Below are 1,250 nucleotides of genomic sequence, written 5' to 3' on the forward strand. Positions count from 1 at the left end.
GATCTTAACTAACAAGCCTTTGTATATTATCACAGCAAATTTTTGCTCCCCATACGAGTAACGGTACGCCAATAAAATCGATATGGAACCTTCTAGAAAACAGCCCACCGAAAGTCATTGGTAAAGGTACGGTTGGTGATGTATTAGAAAAAATAATCTTTTCATGACTTTGATAATGTTTTTGCAAGATTTCTCCTAAATGCTTCATCGCAGGTACAACAACTTTTGATGCGCCGCATCCAATCGTATATACAGGATGACCGTTTTCGTCTATTCCATGAAAAATAATTTTTCCCATATCTTCTGTTTTCAATTTATTAAAGTAATCTACATTCAAAATTTCTTCTTTCGTTAACTTGCGATCCGTTGGTAATTTATTCAAATGATACGCTGCAGCTAGTGAGGTAGTATGTGTTCCACCAAAATCTGTGTAAATGTATATCATATTATCATCCCTTGTTGTAAAAGTTCAATGTTAATTAGTATTACCGTTCTTAGCAATGTTAAACAAGGGGTGAATGTATTTACGCTTTTTGTGTTAATTCATTATATTTTTTCCAAATATAATAACGTCTACTAATCACAGTGCCTAATGTAATACATAAAAAGGCATTTGTTACAACCATTAATGTCTGGTGCGTACTACCAGAAAACATACTTTGTTTAATCATAATTTTTGCTCCTAAAATAACAAGAAGGATTATTGCACTTACCCAATTTCCTTTTCGTAGTACATGACCTGTTTTACTATCTAATCGAAATGTTAAAGCTCTTCCCCGTATAATTCCTAGACCTAAGCCAATTCCAAGCATTACAACAAACAGTAGTCCTTGCAGCAAAGTTATTTGTCCCATATGAATAATGGACTGGATTGTTACAAAGCACAACAAAGCCGGAATGAGCCAAATACGGTTTATTTTCACTTTTCGTTCTTTACTTTGCATTAAAACAATAATAAGAACAACAGGTAAAATATCCATTTAGAATCCTCCTATAAACTTGTTTATCTTTAAAGATTATATTCTCCTCTTTTCATTCCATACTTGAAATACGATAGCTACTTTCAAGTGTAAGATGGATAATGTGATTTCTCATCAGCCTTAAGCATTATTTATAAAAATAAAAAGACGTACTTTTTACTCGTACGCCTTTAATAACTCGTTTAAACTCCTATTTATCAACTAATTCCACACCTTTAGAATTAGCTTTACCCAACACTCGAATGTTAAATTTATTAATAGCTTTTAAAA

The 1,250-nt window shown here is 32.2% G+C and carries 2 protein-coding genes and 1 pseudogene; all 3 read right to left on the reverse strand.

The window, feature by feature from the left end:
- Nucleotides 1-4: 4 nt before the first annotated feature.
- Nucleotides 5-445: a DUF3189 family protein gene (locus ACQGS6_RS28835; RefSeq protein ID WP_426966059.1), complete on the reverse strand. Its 441-nt coding sequence runs from the start codon at nucleotides 443-445 to the stop codon at nucleotides 5-7.
- A 79-nt stretch (nucleotides 446-524) separates the two neighbouring features.
- Nucleotides 525-980, reverse strand: a complete 456-nt coding sequence (locus ACQGS6_RS28840) for a DUF1453 domain-containing protein (RefSeq protein WP_426966060.1) — start codon at nucleotides 978-980, stop codon at nucleotides 525-527.
- Nucleotides 981-1,170: 190 nt separating this feature from the next.
- A pseudogene (locus ACQGS6_RS28845) lies at nucleotides 1,171-1,250 on the reverse strand (VanZ family protein); the annotation flags it as partial.

It is taken from the genome of Bacillus sp. GMs2/2 (assembly GCF_050172095.1).
GTDB classification, from domain to species: domain Bacteria; phylum Bacillota; class Bacilli; order Bacillales; family Bacillaceae_G; genus Bacillus_A; species Bacillus_A cereus.